Annotated in this window: 7 protein-coding genes; 6 read left to right on the forward strand and 1 reads right to left on the reverse strand. The window is 40.7% G+C overall.

Features of this window, described 5'->3' with window-relative positions; translation table 11 throughout:
• Nucleotides 1–631 precede the first annotated feature (631 nt).
• The 3 genes from RGQ13_RS07640 (at nt 632) to RGQ13_RS07650 (ending at nt 12,218) form a co-directional block, all read left to right on the forward strand.
• Nucleotides 632–4,720 (forward strand): putative Ig domain-containing protein, encoded by a 4,089-nt coding sequence (locus RGQ13_RS07640; RefSeq protein WP_348392962.1) that lies wholly within the window; start codon nt 632–634, stop codon nt 4,718–4,720.
• Between the two features lie 44 nt (nt 4,721–4,764).
• Nucleotides 4,765–9,069: a S8 family serine peptidase gene (locus RGQ13_RS07645; protein WP_348392963.1), complete on the forward strand. Its 4,305-nt coding sequence runs from the start codon at nt 4,765–4,767 to the stop codon at nt 9,067–9,069.
• Between the two features lie 86 nt (nt 9,070–9,155).
• A complete protein-coding gene (locus tag RGQ13_RS07650; RefSeq protein WP_348392964.1) occupies nt 9,156–12,218 on the forward strand; it encodes a TonB-dependent receptor domain-containing protein in 3,063 nt (1,020 codons plus the stop codon).
• 132 nt (nt 12,219–12,350) lie between these two features.
• Here the strand turns inward: RGQ13_RS07650 and RGQ13_RS07655 are convergent, their stop codons facing one another.
• Entirely contained in the window at nt 12,351–13,301 is a 951-nt protein-coding gene (locus RGQ13_RS07655; protein ID WP_348392965.1) for a LysR family transcriptional regulator, read from the reverse strand.
• A gap of 267 nt (nt 13,302–13,568) precedes the next feature.
• Here RGQ13_RS07655 and RGQ13_RS07660 point away from each other — a divergent pair, with 267 nt between their 5' ends.
• The 3 genes from RGQ13_RS07660 to RGQ13_RS07670 all read left to right on the forward strand — a co-directional run bounded on the left by RGQ13_RS07660 (nt 13,569) and on the right by RGQ13_RS07670 (nt 16,680).
• Nucleotides 13,569–14,588, forward strand: coding sequence for a DUF1254 domain-containing protein (locus tag RGQ13_RS07660; protein ID WP_348392966.1), 1,020 nt, complete (start codon nt 13,569–13,571; stop codon nt 14,586–14,588).
• A gap of 169 nt (nt 14,589–14,757) precedes the next feature.
• Nucleotides 14,758–15,726, forward strand: a complete 969-nt coding sequence (locus tag RGQ13_RS07665; protein WP_348392967.1) for an AAA family ATPase — start codon at nt 14,758–14,760, stop codon at nt 15,724–15,726.
• 9 nt (nt 15,727–15,735) lie between these two features.
• Nucleotides 15,736–16,680: a DUF58 domain-containing protein gene (locus RGQ13_RS07670; RefSeq protein ID WP_348392968.1), complete on the forward strand. Its 945-nt coding sequence runs from the start codon at nt 15,736–15,738 to the stop codon at nt 16,678–16,680.
• Nucleotides 16,681–16,689 lie beyond the last annotated feature (9 nt).

Below are 16,689 nucleotides of genomic sequence, written 5' to 3' on the forward strand. Positions count from 1 at the left end.
TCCATGTTGAAAATGTGAAAATGGCATACATTACATCCTGTAAAAAATGGAATGCCGTTTTTTTTTCAAGGTAGTTGTCGCTCCTTCCTGAACTCGTTTCAGGATCTGATTGCTTTAATAAGATCCTTAAACGAGTTCAGGAAATGGTAGCAACTGTAAGTTAATCCTTCACCGAACAGAGCCAAATCCTTAACACTCATCCCCTTATTTTCCTGCGGTTCTAATAATTATCCGTGCACCAATTCCGTTCAATTATGTCTATAACTTAGCATTATGACATAGCTCAAATGAGTTCCAGTCGACATCTATTATCACGCCTTATTAATAACAATGTTTGGTTGGACAATGTTATCAATAATTGCCTTGATTTAGCTCACGTGGTCAAAAGTTTTATTGTTTGATTATAAATTGATTTGGCTTTTTTCTTGTTGTAACTCATTGAAATTGTTCATAATAATTTTAATGATAATAAAAAGATAAATAAACAACCGAAAATAAAGAGGTTCTAAAGCTCGTTCAATTGCTTAATAAAAATGCTTACCGTATGTTGCAGCGTAAATATATTCAACGCTAAGAATAATCAATAATTATTGCGTTGCAACACACGAAAGTTAAAAAGGAAGTCGTTTTAATGGTTTTAAAATCATCACTCCTGACCTTACTGATTGGTTCCGCTTTTAGTACTACTGCACTGGCAGATACTACAGGCAGTTACTTAATTCATCCGGTAGAGAATTATCAAGAATCGAACAGCGCTGAATTAGCTGAATCTGTAGCCGAGTATAGAATACTGTTAAAGCAGCCTGGCGCTATAGACACCTCGTACGCAAAGAACGGTGTTAACCGTAAAGAGGCAATTAATCAAGTCTCATTGCAACAGCAACAATTGTTTGCCGACATCACAACCCTAGACTCTTCAGCATACATTACTGATCGTATTCGCCTTATTGCTAATATGCTACATGTAGTAATGGCTAAGGATACTGCTGATAAACTCGCGGCTCATAAACATATTCACAGTATTATCGCTACCGATGGGAATATTGCAGCCCAAAGCGAGATGCTGGCAAAAGGTTTGCAGGCGAAAGACGAGAACCCTTATCCGCTGTTAAAAATTAACGACGCGAAAGGCGCGCCAGTAGTAGCTATTATCGGCAGCGGTGTTGACTATACCCATAAATCATTGGGCGGTAATGGTGATTATGGTCAGGCCTATGACAATATGGTTAACAGCTGGGAAGGCTTTCCTAATGATGTGGTTATTGGAGGTTTCGATTTTGCTTCAGAAAGTGGCACTTATGATTACAACCCACTGGAGTATCCTAACGATTTTTTAACTTATGTAGGTGGCACAGGAACCATGGCTGCTTCGTTGATAAGACAAGCGGCGCCCGATGCTAAAATACTGGCCTATAAAGTCGAAGGTATCGGCTTTGCTGGATATCATATAGGGCAAAATCCTAATAATATTCTTAAAGCTCTGGAAATGTCGATAGATCCAAACCTGGATGGTGATTTATCAGACAGCGCAGATGTGGTGATTTTAGACACTGCAGCTTCGTCATTCGGTTTTTATCGTGAATTTGAAACCGGCATCGATGGGAACAATGTCCAAGTTAAAATGTTGCGTTCGCTTGCTGCCGCTGGTATGCAGGTTGTTTTACCGTCAGGTGATGCCAGTGCTTTCTATGAATATCATTTTGACTCTGATGATAATGTTATCGTCGATGAAGAGGGTCTGCCAAAACGCTTTACTGTTTATCATCACAGTTATTTTAATGTCGCATCACGTGCAATAGCACCCGAAGCCATTACTGTTGGTACGGCGTACATTGAAAATGATCAATATCATGTCGATAAAGCAACAAGTATTGGGCCTACCCGCGGTGACTCTGTATTAAAACCGGATATATTATCGGTAAACCGCGAAGTATTTGGTGCGATCGCAGCTTCTGGCTCTGCCCAAGGCAGGTTGGCAACCAGTAATTTTTTAATGGCGGCGAAAGTAGCAGCAACGGCCACGTCAATTATGCAAAGTCACCCTGAACTTACCCCAAGCGAAGTAAAATCATTAATTGTTAATACCGGTAATATCAACACCATTAACGAGTGGGGCGTTGCCCAAATTGGTGGTGGTACCATTCAACCATTATCGGCAAACTCTTCCTATGCGCTGATGATAGATAATGATAATCACCAACCTAGTTTAAACCTAGGGTTTCTAGATGTTAGCGGACAGCGTAGTGTCAGCCGTAATATTAAGATAAAAAATATATCTGATAGCGAGCAACTCTATCATTCAGAAATTATCATTAATGGCACAAAACAATCAAATGACGCGATAAGCATTGATTTTCCAGAGACGATTATATTAGCCGCCGGTGAAGAGAAAATTGTTGCCGTAACATTTCGTATTGATGCTGCCAAGTTAGAGCGTGACATCATCACCAAAGGCACTGACTTCACCATTGATAATTGGGACCGACTGGCATTTCAAGGGTATTTACAACTTAACCACAGCATAAATAGTGCCGCTAATATTCGCATGCCGTGGTTGGTAATGCCGCAAGTAAGTGATGATATTGAGGTTGATAAAGACTCATTTGATTTCGCTTTTCATTATTCAGAATATGTATCCAAGCTGCGCGATATTGATTACACGCCATTGCCGCACAGCAATGTAATTGAAGGTGCACTTAAATACGGCGCAAATTTTGAAGAACACATTTTAGATCTTGTTAATAACAGTGATTATCCGCAAACATTATACGCGATGCCGATTATTTATCGGGCTGATCGAAAACCACTTTCTTTAGCAACAAACTACGGACATATTCCACAAACGATTGCTGGTGGTGTTTATCCAGAGGCAAGCTGTGAGTCAGGCCAAAAACTTAGTATGGCCGTTACTATGTTTGACAATATTGATGTGCCTGTTGCGAATCATTTTGAGCGTGGTTTGAACTTGGTTGCAATTAAGCTATATACAATGCAAGCGGTAGAGGACGCAAATTATGATAATTACGTGTTGGTAAACTCTAGCTCGCCGGATCACCAACTTACTGAACTATCTACTCGCTTAAATAGTGAAAACAGCTTTAGTACCCACTACATCGATTTAAGCATGCCGTTTGATCGGTTCAGACCTACAGCACGCATTAAGCGAACTAGTCTGCCAATGATATTCAGCCCGAATCGTAAAACGGTGATCAACAGCATTTGTACTAATGACTTATACCATGGCGCAATTAATGAACAAACTCTTGCTGAGCCTCTGGCGATGATTGTTTCTACCGACAGACAAGCAATACCAGGACCATGGGATGCGCCGTTAATGCATAATTTTACCCTTGGCGGTTTGGTAACAAATAAGGTAAATGAGGATGCCATCGATCCGGCTGAATTAGAATGTGGCAATAACCAAATTAAAGACCTCAACAAAAACTGTATAAATTACTATCCAGAAGACGTTGTTGACACCTATCTATATGAGTATTTGGAAGCTTTTGGCATGCGTAAAGGCGACCTTGCACCAGTATGTTATGTCAATGGTAATGTTAACTTTGAATGTGTAGTCGAGCATGAGTTGTTTGTTGAAGCGATTGAATTTGATTCACCATTAATTGCCAACGGCGAATTAATTTGTGACTTTCAGGCTAAAAGTGTTACCGCAAATTGTATCGCTGAGGAGATTAAAAACTCAACTGAGATCGCTGAAAATGATAAGTGGCAATATGAAATCACCGTAAAGCTTGATACCTTGCTTATTCCTCCTGTATTTGATGGCTCTCCAGGTACCTCGTCTTTTACCGGTACTATGTTTAAGTTTGCGCATATCAACAGCGCCGAGCAAACAACATTTGACTGGCAAGATAGCATTACATTGCAGCCGAACACCCGAGTTAAAACATCAACTTTGTTTTCTTCTGAATGTGCCGTTGTAAATGTACAAATCCGTAAGTGTTCAGAAGGTGCTGCTGTTTTTAACCCACAAACCGGTTATTTTGCTATTGCTGGCAGTAACTCAGTGTTACCGGTTATTAAAGCAGGTCAGTCATTCTCTGTTGCTGAAAATGCACCTATTGGCGAAACGTTTGGGCAAGTTCAATTATCGGGTACTACCCTAATTCACGGTCTTATAACTACCGAAGCCGAATTTAGCCTGATTGGTGACAGTGCTGGCGCACCTTTCCAGCTGTCTAGTGATGGCGTGTTATCAATTCGCGATCCTAGTCGCATAGATTACGAAACACAGCAACATTACCCAGTGTTAGTAAGCGTTAAAGTGGGTAAAAGTCACGGTATAACGGTGCAAATTGATGTGTTTATTACCAATTCAAACGACAATGCCCCGCAGCAAGTTTCCGCGATAGAAGAGTTTATTGCTGAGCAAGGACTAGCCATAGAGCCGAAGGATTTATCTGTATATTTCACCGATGTTGATGGTATAGGCCTTAAATACAAGGCTAACGATTTACCGCAAGGCCTGATTTTAAATAGTGCTGGCCTGTTAACTGGTACACCGCTTGTTAATGGTGAATTTACAGCGCAGATCACCGTTAATGACGGTCAAAACTTCTACCAGGCCGATATGGTATTTAACATCGCTGCATCAAGTACTGATTCAGGTACTGATTCAACTAATGAAAATAGCTCATCCGGCGGCACGTTTTATATGTCGCTGTTGTTAGTACTATTTTGTTGTCGCCGTTTTAGATAATTATGTGTCGGAAAGAGCCAGACTCTTTCCGTAAGGAATTTTTTGTGAAATTTAACTTAAGTAAAATAATTTCGGCCTGTTCACTGGTACTTGCCAGTACCGGCGTGAGCGCTGAAACTAAACAGCTTGAACACGCTTACCAATTGGGTAGGTTTGTAGAAGATAATGCTGTAAAAATACCGTTTAGAACGCTAAATAATAGCGAAGTTAGTTCATCAACTCTTGATATTGACAAACTTGTTCGTAAACATTTAAGTAATGAATATTTCATTATCTTACAAGACCAACCTCTGGCCAGTTATCGTGGTGGGGTCAATAACCTTGCACCGACGAATGTTCTTGCCAGTAAAGGCAGCAATACTACTAGCCAGGGAAAATTAGATACCAAAAGTTTGGCCTCTAAAAAATATAAAAACTATTTGGCCAATAAGCAAAATGAAACCCAATTTCACCTTAATTTGCGTTTACAACGCGATGTTGAAATTGGCTCGACTTACCAAACGGCACTAAATGGTTTTACTGCAACATTATCGCCTTCAGAAGCCATATTAGTGAGTCAGCTGCCAAACGTTATTGCCGTGGGCAAAGCGGGTATTGCTGAAATTCAAACAGACAGTGGCCCAGGTTACTCTGGGGCAAAAAACGTATGGCAAGGCACCGAGACAGCAGGCGGAAATAAAGGCGAGGGTATGGTCATCGGTATCATTGACTCTGGCATAGGTTCGTTTTTAGAGCCGGTAGTAGATATTACTGATCTTAGTAATTTGCCACCATTTCATCCATCTTTTGCCGATAAAGTAGATGAAGACGGCGATGGTGAGATTGATTATGACCATGTTAATCCTATGCCTAATGCTGAATCTAGCTCTGGCTATTATGGTGACTGTGTCGATAGCCCTGGCTGGTGTAATGATAAGTTAATTGGCGTCGTGCCATTTGGCCACTTGAAAAAAGTTCTTACTTTTGTCAGGGATGAAGAAAATACCTTCATGCGAGTACGTGATTTGCAACGTTCAGAAACCGGTCAGGATTCAAACGGCCATGGTACTCATGTGGCGTCAACTGCGGCGGGTAACGTGGTTCGAAATATAAAAACTGAAGGAGTACTAGGTGGCTTTCTACCAGAAGTGTATCAACACGATTTTGTGTATGAGCAAATTTCTGGCGTTGCCCCACACGCAAATATTATTGCTTATAAAGCCTGTGACTCTGGTGGTTACTGTTATCAACAATATGCCATTGATGCCATCGAACATGCGATAGAAGTTGGTGTCGATGTTATCAATTATTCTGTTGGCAGTACGCCAGCGTCACCATGGTATGACTGGGTGTCACTGGCGTATTTAAATGCTCGTGAAGCAGGTGTCAGTGTTGCTGCATCAGCAGGAAATAATGGCGCTAGTGGTAAAGGCACCATGCGTACCCCAGGTAATGCTCCTTGGTTAATGGGGGTTGCCGCGGTAACTCATGACCGAGCGTTCGATAAAAAACAAGTAACCTTATCGGGCGGGGCTGTTGATTTTGAACTAGAAACTAACGTTCTTATCGGTGAAAGTGCAACTCAAGGTTTGCCAGCTACTGATGTTGTATATGCTGCTGATGTTGAGTCTGCAGAAGCCGTAGATGATTTTGAAATGGCCGGCTCTTGTGGCATCGATTCAATTCCAGCAGAAGCCGTTGCCGGAAAAGTTGTGATCTGTAACCGTGGCGGTGTTTCTCTAGATGGCCCGTTAAGTCGTGCAGTAAAAAGTCATAACTTGTCGCTAGTTGGCGCAGCTGGGATGATATTAATCAACACCAATGATTCAGGAACTAATCTTGCTTCTGATTTTCATACCATTCCATCGGCGCATCTTGATAAAAAAGACGGAAAATTATTACTTGACTGGTTAGATGAAGGTGAAGGGCATCAGGTTGCTATCAGTGCATCGCACTTAGTAAGCAGTCAAACATTTGAAGAGCATGAAGATTTCAGTGGCATCATCACCGGCTTTTCATCGCAAGGTCCCGATCGTTTTAGCGGTGATTATCTGGTACCAGATATAGCAGCACCTGGTCAGGATATTCTTGCTGGTGGCTTAGGTCATAACATGAAGGAATTTACTCTTAATTTAAAAAACACTACTGATCAAGATTTTAGGTATATTTCCGGTACGTCGATGGCGTCACCGCATGTTGCGGGTATGATGTTATTAATAAAAGCTGAGCGCCCAGAGTGGAACCCGGCCGAGTTGCAATCAGCGTTAATGCTTACGGCTGGCACCTACGCTAAATTTGTCGGCCCGGTGGAGCAGAAAAAGCAAACATTTACTCCGGCAGCATTGCATTCATCAGGGGCTGGTATTGCTCGAGTTGATTTAGCCATTGAAACGGGTTTGGTGTTGAACGAAACCTCTGCAGGGTATTTAGCCGCGGATCCCTTTGGTGATATTGCCTTTTTACAAATGCCGACAGAGCCAGGTGAGGCTGAACAAGGCGAAGATGAAAATATTCGTAATGTTCGTGACCTTATTAAGGAGCTGCCAGCCGGCTGGCACGGTAAACCAGGTAAAATGAACATTGCCAGTATGTCAAAAGGCGCCTGTATTGGTGAGTGTCAATGGACTCGTACATTAACGGCGACCAAAGATGCTGATTGGACCGTATCTTATAGTTACACCACAGAAGGCATGACGCTAACCAGTGATCTTGATGGCCAGACTATTTCATTAACCGCAGGTGAAGAATTTGATATTACCGTAACCGCCAGTGTTAACGAAGAGCTTGATAGCTCATGGTCTGATGGTCGTGTGCATTTAACCCCGTCAAACCCAAGTATTCCGGCGGTATCTATGCCGGTTACCGTAAACTTTGTTGCCGGTAGTGCGCCAGAATTGGTGGAAATAAATACTAATCGTAATGTTGGCAGCGTAATTGTTGATGATGTTGTGTCTATTGGTACCAGCGATTTAACGGTGATGACTTCAAATTTAGAAGCAGGCATTGAATATAATGTGTCATTAAAGCGCTCGAATTTACCCGATTACCTCAGAGAAGAAACCGATGTTTCGGCATACTTTATGCCAATTAACTTGCCTGCTGGCACTGATCGTGTGGTGGTAGAAATTCTTGAAACATCATCACCTGACATCGATGTGTACATGGGCAAGGACTTCAATGCAAACGGCTATGCTGATCGTCAGGAGTGGAATCGAATTCACTTATGGGCTGCTACGCCAGTAGCGCTTGAAAAGCTAGATTATGCCTTACCGTCACATGGCGATTACTGGTTGATGCTGCATAACTATGGTAATCAGTTTAATAACGAAGAACGAGATGAGTTTGATCCACAGCAAGCAAGTAAGATTGATAACATCAAGTTTGTGGTTAGTGTTGTTAAAGATGAGTTTGAAGCCGATGAAGATGACAAGGATGATGCGTTAAAAGCGAAAGCACCGAAAGATAATTATCCACATTCTGATATTCCAGTGACTATCTCTTGGAATAAAGAGATGCGTGAAAAAACACATTATTACGGTGCTATGGTTCTGGGGAGCTCGGAAGAACTGATTGGTAATTTAGGTTGGGTCAACATTGACTTGTACCGTGATCAAGATGATGTGAAATTACGCTTATTAGATAAAAGCGCAGGTTTAGCGTCGTACAACATCCACTTTATGGCAAATACCTCAGACATTGAGCAAACTTACCAAATGACGATGGAACTTGTTGACGGGGCTACATTTGAAAGTATGCAAATTAGTGCTGACCCTGAAAACAATGCCGATGGCACCAAAGGTCAAGACTTTACTTATAACCAGGAAGATAACACGTTTACCTGGGAGTATAAGCAAGGCGCTAATGCAGGCGCTGAAACTGTCACTGTTGTATTTGATTACACCAACGTTGAAGGCTATAGCGACATAACGCCTTATGTCACATCACAACTCAATGAAGAAGAAGAGCCTCAGCTGGCGTTAGCAGCACCTGAGATGGTAAAAGGCGCGCCAATTTTCACCGTTGCAGCATCTGATTCATTGGTCGAGGAAGGTCAGCTAGTTACCTTAACTTCAACATTAGTTGATGGGGTTATCGATGGCGCGCCAATCACCTATGACTGGCAGCAAACCTCTGGCCCCGTTGTGAGTGTTACCAATAACGAAACCAGCATCAGCTTTAATGTTGTCAAAACCAAAGAAGCCATCACCTTTCGTTTAATTGGTAACAATTCTGAACGAGATTCAAAACCAATTGAAACGTCTGTTTATGTAGAACAAGAAGAGCAAGGCTCTGGTGGTAGTACTGGTATGGCCTGGTTTGCACTTGCCTTGATGACCCTATTTATCCGTCGTCAACAAGCACAGAAATAATTTAATAATAATAAAAGAAATGATCACGCAGCTAGTTTTGGTTGGCTGCGTAATTGAATAAATACTTAATAATTTGGGATATAATTGTGAGAAAAATTAATATATTAACCTCAAGCATTCGCGCCGCATTTGTTATTGGTGTCGTTGGGAGTTTTAACGTTGCTGCATTTGAACAAGACGAAGTAGCAAGCGTAGAAGTTGAGCAAGTCGTAGAAAACGAATCAACAGAAACTGTTGATACAGAAGAAATTGAAGTGGTTGAAGTTACCGGTTCACACATCAAGGCAAATGCCCTTGAAGGTGTTAGCCCGGTTACTGTGATCACTGCTGATGAGATGCTTAAAAAAGGCTTTTCAACGGCCTATGATGCATTAAAAGATTTAACGCAAAACACCGGTGTAGTGCAAGGTGCAGAAATGGCCGCGCAAGGTGGCTTTACGCCTAATGCACAATCATTAAACCTACGTGGTTTAGGTAATAACCAAACGTTAGTATTAGTTAATGGCCGCCGTGTTGCTGACTACCCTGCGCCATATAATGGTGCGTCAAACTTTGTTAACTTATCATCTATTCCTGCTGCGGCAATTTCTAGAATGGAAATTTTAACCTCAGGTGCATCAGCTATTTATGGTTCAGATGCAATTGCTGGTGTAGTTAACATTATTACTAAAAAAGATGTTGAAGATACTACGTTTAGTGCTCGAATTGGTACTACTACGGAAGGCGGCGGCGATGAAGGCCGCTTCCAATTAGTTACCGGCTCTGTTGGTGATGATTACAGCGTAACTTTGGCATTAGAATATCAAAAGCAAGATCCAATATTTTCTGCCGATCGCGACTTTATGGACTCAGTAGATGATGGCCCATTAGAGCGAACCGCACTGGATCGCGGTATTGTGATTGTTGATGACATGGCGCAGCGTGGTTTTTACCCAGATGATGAAGAAACTGAAGACGTTGATGAAAGCGTAAAATGGTATCGTGATCCAACCGAGCCACGCTGTTTAGCATCAGGCTCAGGTTATGAATACACTGAGCGTGTTACTGTTGCTGATGATGAAGATGATGATGATTTCGTTTGGGGTAACTATTGTGGTGTTGATCTTTCAGGCACAAAATCACTACGCAACGAACGTGAAACTGTATCGCTATACTTAAGTGGAGAGTATAACTTAACGGATGATACCAGTGCTTATGCTGATGTAATGTATTCACAACAGGATGCATTTGTGCGCGGCGGTTTCCACTTTGTTAATACCAAAATTTTAGAGCTTTTACCTGAAGGTGAAGAAGGCAATATGGCCATTCTAGAAGAAGGGGTTATTCCTGGTGATTTCGAAGGTGCAAGCCAATATGACTGGCGTACTGAGCAACGTTTATTTGCTCAACATGAACTAGGTTATAGAGACAGTACCATTGAAGATTCTGCTTTACAGGTAAATGCGGGTTTTAAAGGCGTAATTTTTGATGATTACGATTGGGAATTAGCCTTTAGTCGCAGTGAAAATACCAATGACAGATACGCTACTCTTTTAAAAGAAGAAGCAGTAAGAGCTATGTATAAAGGTGGCTACAACACCCATACTTATTGGTATGAAGAACAAGGTATAGAGCACTACGATGGTATAAACACTATTGATTTATACGCACCAGTTACCCAGGATATGCGCAATGCGTTACTTGGTACACAACTAACGGCTGCTGATTCATACTCGAATACAGTAACGGGTATTATTTCAGGTCCGGTAATGGAATTACCAGCTGGTGATATGTATTTTGCTTTGGTTACCGAATGGAACCAGCAAGGCTATGATATTGAACTTGACGAGAGAACCCTTAATGATGATGGTAATGGCTGGGATGGCGTTACTGGTACTGAAGGTGGCGGTGATCGTGAGCGTTACGCGGTTGGTCTGGAGTTACAATTCCCAATCATTGATACGTTAAGCGCGCAACTAGCGGGTCGTTATGATGAGTATGAAGATGAGACAAGTGACGTTGGTGGTCGCTTTACTCCGCAAGTAGGTATGGAATATCGTCCAACCGGTGATTTATTATTCCGCGGTAACTGGGGTAAGAGCTTTAGAGCGCCAGACATGCATCGTGTATTTGCAACTGACGGTGGCTATTACACCACTGCATACGATTACTCTACGTGTGAAGACGCTTATTACGAGCAATACAAAGATGATGATGGCGATTGGGATACACCTGTAGAAGAAATGGAAGCCTACGATCCGGCTAAATCACCGTGTATGGCACAATCGGCTAAAGGTAACAGTAAAGGCTCTAAAACTCTTAAAGAAGAAGAGGGTACAACATACGGTCTTGGTTTTGTTTGGGATATTACAGAAACATTAAATGTAACTGCTGATTGGTATGTAGTAGAAATTGAACAATCTGTAGTAAGTGAATCAATGTCGGGTATTTTACTTAATGATTACTACTGTAAAGTTCGTCAAACTGAAGATGAAGATGCAGATAACTATTACCCATTTGACGCGCAAGAGCGAGAAGATTACACCCCAGGTAGCCCACAATGTATTTCAAATGCTGAAAACATTACTCGTAAAGATGGCGGTATCGCTGGTCCACAAATTGAGTCAGTAACGACTAGCCATGTTAACTTGGCAAAAACTACAGTAGAAGGTATCGATGCAAAAGCTGCTTATCAATATTCGAGCAGTTTTGGTGATTGGTACTTCAACTTAGCTTGGACCCATACGCTTGATTCAACTTATCAAGCAGATGAAGAGAGTGAAGAAATTCATACTCGTGATAAGTGGTGGAATAAGTCAGCTCGCTCGGTTATGAATGGCTCTGTTACCTGGGTTGAAAGTGACTTATCAGTAACCTTAAGTGGTCGCAGAATTGGCTCTATTCCGATTTCTAATCCACCAAAAGAATTTAGTGATGAAGATAGTTACTATCACGAAAGCGTGCAGCGTTTAGACCCGTACTATACCTTTAATCTTACTTCTGCATATTTCGTCAGTGACGATTTTAAAGTATCAGCACAGGTTCAAAACGTATTAAACGAACAACCACCTGAAGATGTAACTGCTTACTCATGGCCATTCTACAATGGTGCATACGGCGGGGCAGCTGTAGGTCGTACGGTTTCAGCTGAAATGACTTACGTGTTCTAATAAAAAGGTTAACGCCTAGCCTGTTTTAACGGCTAAATTTAAAAACCAGCTACATTAGTAGCTGGTTTTTTAGTTTTTGGGGGATGAGGGGAGGTGAATTATCGCTATCAAAAAGCGTTTGCGCTATTTATATTACCTTTCAGTACGGCTAATGATTTGTGAGGTTTTATCTATCAGTAATTGTTTTAGCCATTGGTGAGCACTGCTATTATGAGTAATACTGTGGTCGTTTAAATAAGTAGGCACAGCATATTTTTCATCGTTAAATAAATATACTTTTTTAAAGTCATTACTAAAAAGTGACTGATCCATTAAATAATGCGCACCAATTAGTAAATAATCATTTTTTTTCATCGTTTGTGCCAGCAAGCCTAATTGTCCTCCCCTAAATGCCACTTGTCTTGTGAGTTGGTTATCTTCAATAAATTTCAATGCTGGGTTTTGTATGTCTGATCCAGTATGAGAGTCTAGGCTAAAATCAACAAATTTATACTTTAGGCAATCTTCAACGGTAATGTTCTTACACTTCATTAGTGGATGATTTTTACTTGCAAAAATTGCCGGGTAAGCATTGCCTAAAAATGTGGAATTAAATTGATCGCCCGGTGTTGGTTTAACATAAATGGAAAAATCTAGTGTACCCGCTGCCAGATGTTTAGATTGATCAACAGAAGATGGCTGTTGTGAAATGATAATATTTGGCGCTTGCTTTGCGATAATATCTAATACCGGCAACATTAATGAATAACTCATCAAGCTGGGAATTGATATTATAAATGATTGTTGGCAACTAGCCGCATTGAAATCTTCTTCTTCTAACAAATCGTGAATTTGGCTTAATAATAAGTTAAGTGGTTGCTTTAACTGCAACGCTCTTTTTGTTGGCCGTAATCCATTAGCTTCTCTAATAAATAACGGATCATTGAATATAGCTCGTAACTTTTGTAGAGCTCTACTGATGGCCGGTTGAGAGACAAAAAGCTTTTCTGCGGTGCGACTAACGTTATTCTCTTCAAGTAATACTAATAGTGTGACCAATAGGTTTAAATCAATTCTTGCCAGTTGTTGTGATATTGAGCGCATAAAGTTTCTGTCTATAAAAAAGGATATACACTTAAGTTATAGCACATATTAAAATTTGTAATTTGTAGTTATATGTCTTTGTCGATAATATTCACTCATCAAGTTGCTGAGTGAACTTTGACCACTTGTAGGTTGAAATATCAGCAATGTTAAAAAAGTTTATTTAATTCAGATGTTTATTGGCGAAACCTAAAACCTAAGTCTATAAATATATTAGGAATTAATTTAATTGAGATTAATTTAGTATTAACGACTTAAGGTGTAAAAATGAAGAAGTTAGTTTTATCAACATTGGCAATTGCTGCAACATTATCAACATCAGTGTTTGCAAATGATTTAAGGGTTACTCGCGACAACTTTGTCCAAGCTGAAACCAGTAAGTATTATGCGGTTACGTTAATGAAAGCCGGTGGCGTAAATAAGTTTAAACATTATTTAGTACCACCAGAAACAGAATCACAGCCAATTGTTCGTATGAACCGCGACACTCTTTATAGTACTGCTGTTCTTGATGCTTCTAAAGGTGGCACCATCACTATTCCTGAAGTAGGCGATAGATATGTGTCAGTGCACTTTGTTGATGAAAACCATATTAGCTACGACATGTTTTACGGCCCAGGTACCTATAAAGTACCTACAAGTACAAACTTTATGTTTGTTAATGTGCGATTTGGTTTGCGCGACATTAATGACAAGAATGAAATTGCTGAAATTAACAAGTTACAAAAATCTGTTGTACTAAAAATGGGCAGCGCTAACGAGTATGTACCGTTTAATCCAGACCTTAAAGCCTTAGCTGCTGGTACTGAAGTGATTAAAGAAGAGTTATTACTTGACGTGCAAAAGTTACAACTTGCCGACTCTGCTTATATGTTTGGTACACCAGATTACACCAAACCTGAATATCATCTAATGGGCGTGGCTTATGGATGGGGTGGTGCAAGTTATAAAGATAATATTTATCAGTACTCAAGGTTTATTGAGTCTGAAGAGTGTCATGCAACGACATTCCCTGACCCGAAAAACGACGGTGGTTTCTGGTCAATGACGGTATATAACTCTGCCGGGTTTATGTACAACGATAAAGCCACAATCAACTCGAACATTGCTGTTGCAAATAAAGATGGCACGTTTACCGTACATTTTGGTTGTGATGGTAAAGCGAATAACATCCCAACAAAAGGCCACGATGGCTCATGGAATGTGTTAGTTCGTCATTACACGCCAAGTGCTCGTGTTAAAGACTTGAACATTGATCCTTCAAAAACGATTGCACCCGTTAAGTAATAGTTAGTTATTACCTCAAAGCCATGCCATTAAATCGGCGTGGCTTTTATGATAATAATTACTGTTTACCAACAAACTACGCTTGAGTTTTTAAGCAGTAAATAAAGATACATTATTTTAATAATTTAGCCAGTTGTAATGGACTTGGTATAAATTTAAAGGAAGATCCATGAATCAAACACTTGATACCATATTGCAATTAAAGCAGCAGCTGCAAAAGTCTGTTATTGGACAGGAACATATGGTTGAAACACTATTAGTGTCGTTATTAACCAATGGTAATGTGTTGCTAGAAGGTTTACCCGGTACGGCAAAAACTCGTTCAATTAAAGCGCTCTCGCAAGCGCTTAGTGTTGATCTTGGGCGAGTACAATTTACCCCAGATTTATTACCGTCAGATGTTACTGGTACTGAAATTTATCAAGATATTGATGGCAAACCAACGTTAACCTTTCAGCAAGGGCCGGTATTTAATAATTTGTTGTTAGCCGATGAGATAAATCGCTCACCAGCGAAAGTTCAGGCTGCTCTTTTAGAGGCGATGGAAGAAAGGCAAATAACTGTAGCGGGTAAAACCTATAAGTTGCCTGAGTTATTTATGGTACTTGCCACGCAAAACCCTGTAGAGCAAGAGGGGACTTATCCATTGCCAGAAGCGCAAATGGACAGGTTCATGATGAAAATCAACCTTGATTACCCGAAGTTTGCTGATGAAGCGAAAATAATTAAATTAGTTCGCGGTGAAGAAAAACCAGTAACTGAAAAAGTTGTGCCAATTGACCCACAATGTATTTTCGATGCTCGAACGCAAATACAAGACATTCATTGTAGTGATGCTGTACTTGATTACATGGTTGCCATCGTTATCGCCACTCGAGAGCCTGAGAATTATTCTGAATCTCCATTAGCTAAATGGGTTAGCGTTGGCTCAAGCCCACGAGCAAGTATTGCATTAGATAAATGTGCGCGTTCAATGGCTTGGCTTAATGGTAAAGACTTTGTTGACCCAGATGATGTTCGTCAAGTTGTTCATGGCGTATTAAGGCATCGGTTAATTTTAAGTTACGATGCATTGGCCGATGGTATTAGCGCCGACCAAGTCATTGATGAAATTTTGAAGCAAGTCGCTGTCGCATAAGAGGCACTGATGAAAGCTACTAATACAACTGCTGCATTACATGACGATCCCGATATATATACCAGTTTGGATGCACTGCGACGCCTGCAATTTAAAGCACAAGGGTTTTCGTTTACACCAAAGCAACCTGTTAATAGCATCCTTGCGGGTAAAAATGCCTCAAAATTACGTGGTCGCGGTCTAAACTTTGAAGAAATGCGCCAATACCATATTGGTGACGATATTCGCACCATGGATTGGAAGGTAACAATTCGCACCGGTAAACCGCACGTAAAGGTTTATACCGAAGAGCGTGAACGTAATGTCTTGCTATTGGTGGACCAAAGACAAAGTATGTTCTTTGGCAGTAAAGGTAAAATGAAGTCTGTTATTGCTGCTGAAATTGCCGCACTGATTGCTTGGAAAGTCATTGATAGTACCGATAGAGTGGGTGGCGTAATTTTTAATGACAACAATGCTGTAAGCATGGGACCAAAGCGAAGCAGAAACCAGGTTATCCAATTAATGGCTGAAATTACCCGTCAAAATCATCTACTTAAAAGTGGTGAAGTTGGTAAAGAACATCACTTATCACTTGAGCATATGCTTGAACAAGTAACACGCATTGTTGGCCATGACGCCTTGGTTATTTTTATAACTGATGGCTATGGTTGGAACCAAAAATGCAGTGAATACATTAAAACACTGAGCCAACACAATGAAATCATTTTTTGTCATGTAAGCGATCCTCTTGAGCATCAATTGGCAACTATGTCACAAATGGTGATAAGTGATGGTGACATGCAAATTGAGGTGTCGTCAAAAACGCCACAATTACAGCAAAAATTTCAACAAGATGTGATCGAAAAATTAGATTTGTTTGCCAAAGTTGCCAGTAAGTATCGAATTCCTGTATTGCCCTTTGACACCTTAACTGCAACTGAAAAGCAACTGCGAAAAGCACTTGGCTTATAACTCTGATCA

Origin of the sequence: Thalassotalea psychrophila (genome assembly GCF_031583595.1) — a bacterium.
Lineage (GTDB): Bacteria > Pseudomonadota > Gammaproteobacteria > Enterobacterales > Alteromonadaceae > Thalassotalea_A > Thalassotalea_A psychrophila.

Coding starts and splice junctions, on each gene's coding strand:
- RGQ13_RS07640 (WP_348392962.1), top strand. CDS start 632: ATGGTTTTAAAATCATCACTCCTGACCTTACTGATTGGTTCCGCTTTT.
- RGQ13_RS07655 (WP_348392965.1), bottom strand. CDS start 13,301: ATGCGCTCAATATCACAACAACTGGCAAGAATTGATTTAAACCTATTG.
- RGQ13_RS07660 (WP_348392966.1), top strand. CDS start 13,569: ATGAAGAAGTTAGTTTTATCAACATTGGCAATTGCTGCAACATTATCA.
- RGQ13_RS07665 (WP_348392967.1), top strand. CDS start 14,758: ATGAATCAAACACTTGATACCATATTGCAATTAAAGCAGCAGCTGCAA.
- RGQ13_RS07670 (WP_348392968.1), top strand. CDS start 15,736: ATGAAAGCTACTAATACAACTGCTGCATTACATGACGATCCCGATATA.